Source organism: Flavobacterium sp. (assembly GCF_044368995.1).
Classification (GTDB): domain Bacteria; phylum Bacteroidota; class Bacteroidia; order Flavobacteriales; family Flavobacteriaceae; genus Flavobacterium.
Genome location: NZ_JBIPMS010000111.1, coordinates 1 through 5432, shown reverse-complemented (window position 1 = coordinate 5432; position 5432 = coordinate 1). Strand labels below are relative to the sequence as shown.

Sequence of the window (5432 nt, the reverse complement as noted above, 5' to 3'; positions counted from 1 at the left end):
TTAAATTTTTGAAGCACAATATAACCTGTTTTATCGCTTAATAATTTGAAATAAGGAACGGCTTTTATTTCTACTTCATCTAAAATAATTTGTCCTTTTTTTTCTATTCCTTGACGGAAATATACGATGTCAATTTTAGTGTTTTTAGCCCCTTTTAGCAGCTGAGAAGCGTCGTCTTTAAAATCTTTAAGCGAGACATCTCCAATTTGGGTAATAACATCACCAGCTTTAAAACCACCTTTGTCAGCTGGCATATTTTCGTATACTTCTTTTAAGATTATTTTATCATCTTTACGTGTAATTATGGCGCCAATTCCGGTATATTCACCCGTATTATTTATTTTAAATTTTAGTACATCTTGCTCGTCAAAATAAACAGTATAAGGGTCCAATTCACTTAGCATACTTTTTATAGCCACATCCATTAGGTTTCCTGGATTGGTTTCGTCTACATAATTTTGGTTAACAATTTTATATAGGTTCGTAAAAATTTCAATTTGTTTGGCTAGAGCAAAAAAATCGTTTTGAAAACTTACGGCTACAAATAAAAATCCAGCTACAAGTGTCGGAATTATTACTTTTCTTTTGTAAAAAATACTCATGTGTTGTGGAATAATATTTTACTAATTTAATTAAAATAGTTGAAACCGATTAAAGATTCAGCATTTACTTTATCGTTTCGTTAAATTTTTGAAATAATTGTATGGTTTTTTCTTCAATTTCTTGATAGGATAATTTTTCTTTTGTTTGGTAAAAAAACATAAAAGCATAGGGCTTGTTAATGTTTTCTTTCAATATGTTTTGATTTAATCGGTAGCATTCTCTTAAAACCCGTTTGAAATAATTTCGGTCAACGGCATGTTTAAAATGTTTTTTAGAAACGGAAACGCCCATCAATACTTTTTCTGTATTGTTAACATCTGAATTCTCAACATAAACCAATCTTAACGGATATTTAGAGATAGATTGTCCTTCAGAAAACAAAAGGTCAATTGTTTTATGGCTTTTTAGTTTTTCGTTATTTGGATAAGAAAATGACATGGCACAAATGTATAAAAAAGGAAACGGTTTAAAAAGAGAAAACCTGTCATTCTAAATGTAGTTCAGAATTTCAGGTTTTTCTTTCGGGAGATAATAATTTTGACACGAATTTCACAAATTAACACAAATTAATTCGTGCTAATTTGTGAAATTCGTGTTAAATAAAAAAAGTTTTGCAACCTTGAAGACTTTTTAGTCTGCCAACCAAAACTATGGTACTGAATTCCATATTGGTTAAGTTAAAATCCGAAACACGTTCAGATTGACAGATAATAGTTTCTTGTTACCAAATTTTCACTCTTTTTTCTGGAGCGATATACATTTTATCACCAGTTTTAATACTAAACGCTTGATAAAAAGATTCAATGTTTTGCAGCGGCACATACGCGCGGTATTGTCCAGGTGAGTGCGTATCTGTTTTTACTTGATTCTTAATAGCTTCATCACGCATTTTACTTCTCCAAATGGTAGACCAAGAAAGGAAGAAACGTTGTTCAGGCGTAAAACCATCAATTAAACCAGGGTTTCCTTTTTCTTTCAGGTAAATTTGTAATCCATCATAAGCGGCATTTACACCACCTAAATCACCAATATTTTCACCTAACGTAAATTTTCCATCTACAAAAATGCCTGGTAAAGGCTGCAAAGCAGAATATTGATCTGATAAAGCCGTTCCTAATGTGGTGAATTGTTTTAAATCTTCATCGTTCCACCAGTTAATTAAGTTTCCTTCTGCGTTGTATCTTGAGCCTGAATCGTCAAATCCGTGTGAAATTTCATGACCAATTACGCCTCCAATTCCACCATAATTTACCGCTTCATCTGCTCTGTAATCGTAAAAAGGAGGTTGTAAGATAGCGGCAGGAAATACAATTTCGTTATTGGTTGGACTATAATAAGCGTTTACCGTTTGAGGCGACATACCCCATTCTTCTTTGTTCACTGGTTTTCCTAGTTTTGAAACATTTTCTTTATTGCTCCATCTGCTTATAGCTAATGAGTTTTCTTGTAATGTGCCACCTTGTTCTGGACTTTTTATTTGTAATCCGCTGTAATCTTTCCAAGTGTCAGGATAACCAATTTTTACTCTAAACTTTTTAAGTTTTACAATAGCATTTGCTCTTGTTGCTGGTGTCATCCAAGGTAAATTGTTTATTCGGTTTTCATACGCTTTAAAAACGTTGGCTATCATAGCTTCTGCCTTTATTTTTGCCGCTGCCGGAAACTTTTTCTCAACATATAATTTTCCTAAAGCTTCACCCAAAACGCCATTTACGGTAGCCAATGCTCTTTCAGTGGCAGGTCTTTGTTTTACCGCTCCAGATAGAGTTTTACTGTAAAAATCCCAATCTGTTTTTTCAATTTCTGTGGTTAATTCGTCAGCATTAGAACGTAAAAGCGTCCAAGTCATATACGCTTTCCAATCAGCTACTTTATTTTCCTTTAAAATAGCGTCTAATTTGGTTAAGTATTTCGGCTGCGACACCACTACGGAATCCAATTTACTAAATCCAGCTTTTTCAAAATAAGAAGCCCAGTTGTTAGATGGCGCTATTTTTTGTAAATCGGCAACTGACATCGGATTGTATGTTTTGCGACGGTCACGTCTTTCTACTCGGTCTAAAGTTGGTTCAGATAGAGAGATTTCGAAAGCCAAAACCCTTGCTGCTTTTTCAGAAGCGGTTTTCGTGTCCATACCTAAATAGCCAAACATTTTTGCAATATGTAACACATATTTTTCTCTTTTTTCTTTCGTATCTGGTTTGTCAGACATGTAATAGTCTTTATCAGGTAACCCTAAACTGCCCGTTCCTACATATACTACGTTTTTGTTGCTGTTTTTAGCATCTGCACCAACAAAAGAACCAAAAAACCCTAAACTAGCATCGGCTTTTGATTCTACTAATAGATTCATTAAATCGGTGCTGTTTTTTACACCGTCTATTTTATGTAAATAGGACATAATTGGTTTCAAACCTAATTTATTTCTAGAAACGGTATCTAAAATCGACTTGTATAAATTGACCGCTTTGGCTTGGTCTGATTTCGGATCTAAGTTTTTATTGGCAACGGCTTCATTCAAAATGATCATGACATCATCGTCGGTATTTTTTCTTAACTCGTCAAAACTTCCCCAACGGGTTCTGTCTGCAGGAATTTCGGTTTTATCTAACCAGGTTCCGTTTACATATCTAAAAAAATCTTCATTTGGCGCTACAGAAGTATCCATAAACTCAGTACGAATTCCGAATTTTTCTGATTTTGTAACTACGGCATCACCAGACGCTCCATTTTTTCCTGGCTGGCCCTCTTTTCCAATAGTTACAGAGCAACTTTGAAAAAAAGTAACCGACGCAATTGCTAAACTAGCAAGTAGGGTTTTGTTTTTCATTTTATAATTTTTTAAAAGGTTGGTTTTTTTATTGTATGCGAATTACAAATCTATTAAAAAAACTAGAATTATTCAGAAATACAAATGTTAAATACGTTCGTGATAATATAAAATAGTGTTATTTTTGTAAAAAAATAGCCTTCAAATGTTTAAATATAAAAAACTATCTGTCTTTTTTATAGGGTTGCTTCTAGTAATTTTTATAGCTATTTATACCTTATTAAATAGAAAAACACTTCCCATAATTACCCCTCGAGAGGTAAATCCGGAATTGGTAGATTCTTTAGTACAACATGTTGGCTACAAGCATAAAATAGCGCCATTTGCGTTTGCCAATCAAAACGGGAATAAGGTTACAAATAAAGATTATGAGGGTAAAATTTATGTAGCCGATTTCTTTTTCACGACTTGCCAAACCATTTGTCCAAAAATGACCGACAACATGGTTTGGTTGCAAGACAAAATCAAAGACAATCCGAAAGTGAAATTGCTTTCTCATTCTGTTTTCCCAAATGAAGATACCGTTGAGGTTTTGAAAAAATATGCCAAAGAAAAAGGGGTACTTGATACAAAATGGAATCTAGTTACAGGAAATCAGAAAGAAATATACAAAATAGCTCGACAATCTTATTTAGTAGTAAAAACAGGAAAACCGGAAGAATTATATGACATGGTGCACACCGAAAACTTTGTTTTAGTGGACCAAAAAGGCAGAATTAGAGGGTTTTACAACGGATTAAACATCGATAAAACCGTAAAAGGCGAAAAAAATCTAACGCAATTACTAGAAGATATTGAGTTTTTGTCTGAGAAAGATTAATTGTATTTCATCTTTCTTAAAATTCTCAGACTGTGTTTAAAGCTCAGGAAAACTAAGGGATTTGGATAAGCTTTTAATACACTTTTTGCTTCTATAAGCTTTTGTTTCGCTTCGGTGAATCCGTTTAAATAGCAAATCATTAATGTAGGCGCGATTCTTAAAACGTCTTCTTCTAAAACCACTTTGTTTTTTTCTAATTTCTCAATAGTATTTTTAACAGAATTGTAAATATGAAAAAGTAGTTTTTTATTATATTGCGGAGGTTCAAATAGCATTTCAGTCTCCATTTTATAATAACCGTTATCGTAAAAATGGAAGGTTAAACGCTCCAATGGATAATAACTCGTGGCGTCATTTAAACCCAACTTTACATATTCTGTAATCGTAAAACGATCTTCATCATATTGAATAATTACTTCATCTTGGTTGGAATAAAACAGCTTAATTTGTTCGTTCATCAACTCAATAGCTACGCGCGAATAATACGTTTCGTTTCGGACAATATGTTTTTTTCCAGCCCAACACACCACAAAATTCTCTTTAAACACCTGATATTGATTATCCAAATCTTTGTGTCGTACCGTAATAAAATCCAACACACTTTCTAAGGTGTGTGCTATACTGTTTCTAGAATTATTTTCAATACTAATAACTGCAGCTGCATTTGATTTTGAAAAAGCAATTTTTTCCTCAGTCGGCACTGTGTTACTTCCAATTCTAATAAAAGTACTATTAAGTAAAATCGTATAAATATTTTTTTTAAAAAAGGAGATTTTATTTTTCGGTTTAATAGTCACCAAACCAACTACTCTTTCTTTAGGTAAATTAGGGAAAGAGATATTGTCATAAGTAATTTTAGGCGGATTTTCTAAATAGGCATTTACAAGATTTTGAATCCGGCTATCATCAAAAAAATCATCTCCAACTATTTCATTATCGTCATCTTCTACGCCAACTACAATATACGAGTTATTAAACGGGTTGGAATTGGACAAGGCGCAAATATGTTTTAAAAACTTACCTTTTCCTTCTTTAGTATGTAAATTTAATTGGCGTTTTTTATCATAAAAACTATTTTCGTTATTATGAGCCAAGAGGTTTTTAACAAGAAGCCGTTTATTAATCATAATTTATGGAATTTGTGTTCCAATACTTTCTGTCCAAATGGCAAACCAATCT

At 32.8% G+C, this 5432-nt stretch carries 5 protein-coding genes; 1 reads left to right on the top strand and 4 read right to left on the bottom strand.

Annotated features, from left to right (window positions below):
- From ACIQ2I_RS07620 to ACIQ2I_RS07610, 3 genes are all read right to left on the bottom strand, one after another.
- A partial coding sequence (locus tag ACIQ2I_RS07620) for a S41 family peptidase (protein WP_396181828.1) occupies nucleotides 1-602 on the bottom strand: 602 nt, incomplete at its 3' end.
- 64 nt (nucleotides 603-666) lie between these two features.
- Nucleotides 667-1041 carry a ribonuclease P protein component gene (gene rnpA / locus ACIQ2I_RS07615; RefSeq protein WP_396181827.1) on the bottom strand — a complete coding sequence of 125 codons (375 nt, stop codon included), beginning with the start codon at nucleotides 1039-1041 and terminating at the stop codon, nucleotides 667-669.
- 283 nt (nucleotides 1042-1324) lie between these two features.
- Entirely contained in the window at nucleotides 1325-3433 is a 2109-nt protein-coding gene (locus ACIQ2I_RS07610) for a M13 family metallopeptidase (protein ID WP_396181826.1), read from the bottom strand.
- Between the two features lie 145 nt (nucleotides 3434-3578).
- Here ACIQ2I_RS07610 and ACIQ2I_RS07605 point away from each other — a divergent pair, with 145 nt between their 5' ends.
- Complete coding sequence (locus ACIQ2I_RS07605) at nucleotides 3579-4253, top strand: SCO family protein (protein ID WP_396181825.1); 675 nt, start codon at nucleotides 3579-3581, stop codon at nucleotides 4251-4253.
- On the opposite strand, the gene ACIQ2I_RS07600 is transcribed toward ACIQ2I_RS07605, so the two are convergent.
- The gene (locus tag ACIQ2I_RS07600; RefSeq protein WP_396181824.1) at nucleotides 4250-5380 is read right to left on the bottom strand and encodes an ATP-binding protein; all 1131 of its coding nucleotides are present in this window, start codon (nucleotides 5378-5380) and stop codon (nucleotides 4250-4252) included. The genes ACIQ2I_RS07605 and ACIQ2I_RS07600 overlap by 4 nt on opposite strands.
- Nucleotides 5381-5432: the final 52 nt, after the last annotated feature.

What these genes read in the sequence shown, in the direction of transcription:
- rnpA (WP_396181827.1), bottom strand. Translation starts at nt 1,041, where the DNA reads ATGTCATTTTCTTATCCAAATAACGAAAAACTAAAAAGCCATAAAACA.
- ACIQ2I_RS07610 (WP_396181826.1), bottom strand. Translation starts at nt 3,433, where the DNA reads ATGAAAAACAAAACCCTACTTGCTAGTTTAGCAATTGCGTCGGTTACT.
- ACIQ2I_RS07605 (WP_396181825.1), top strand. Translation starts at nt 3,579, where the DNA reads ATGTTTAAATATAAAAAACTATCTGTCTTTTTTATAGGGTTGCTTCTA.
- ACIQ2I_RS07600 (WP_396181824.1), bottom strand. Translation starts at nt 5,380, where the DNA reads ATGATTAATAAACGGCTTCTTGTTAAAAACCTCTTGGCTCATAATAAC.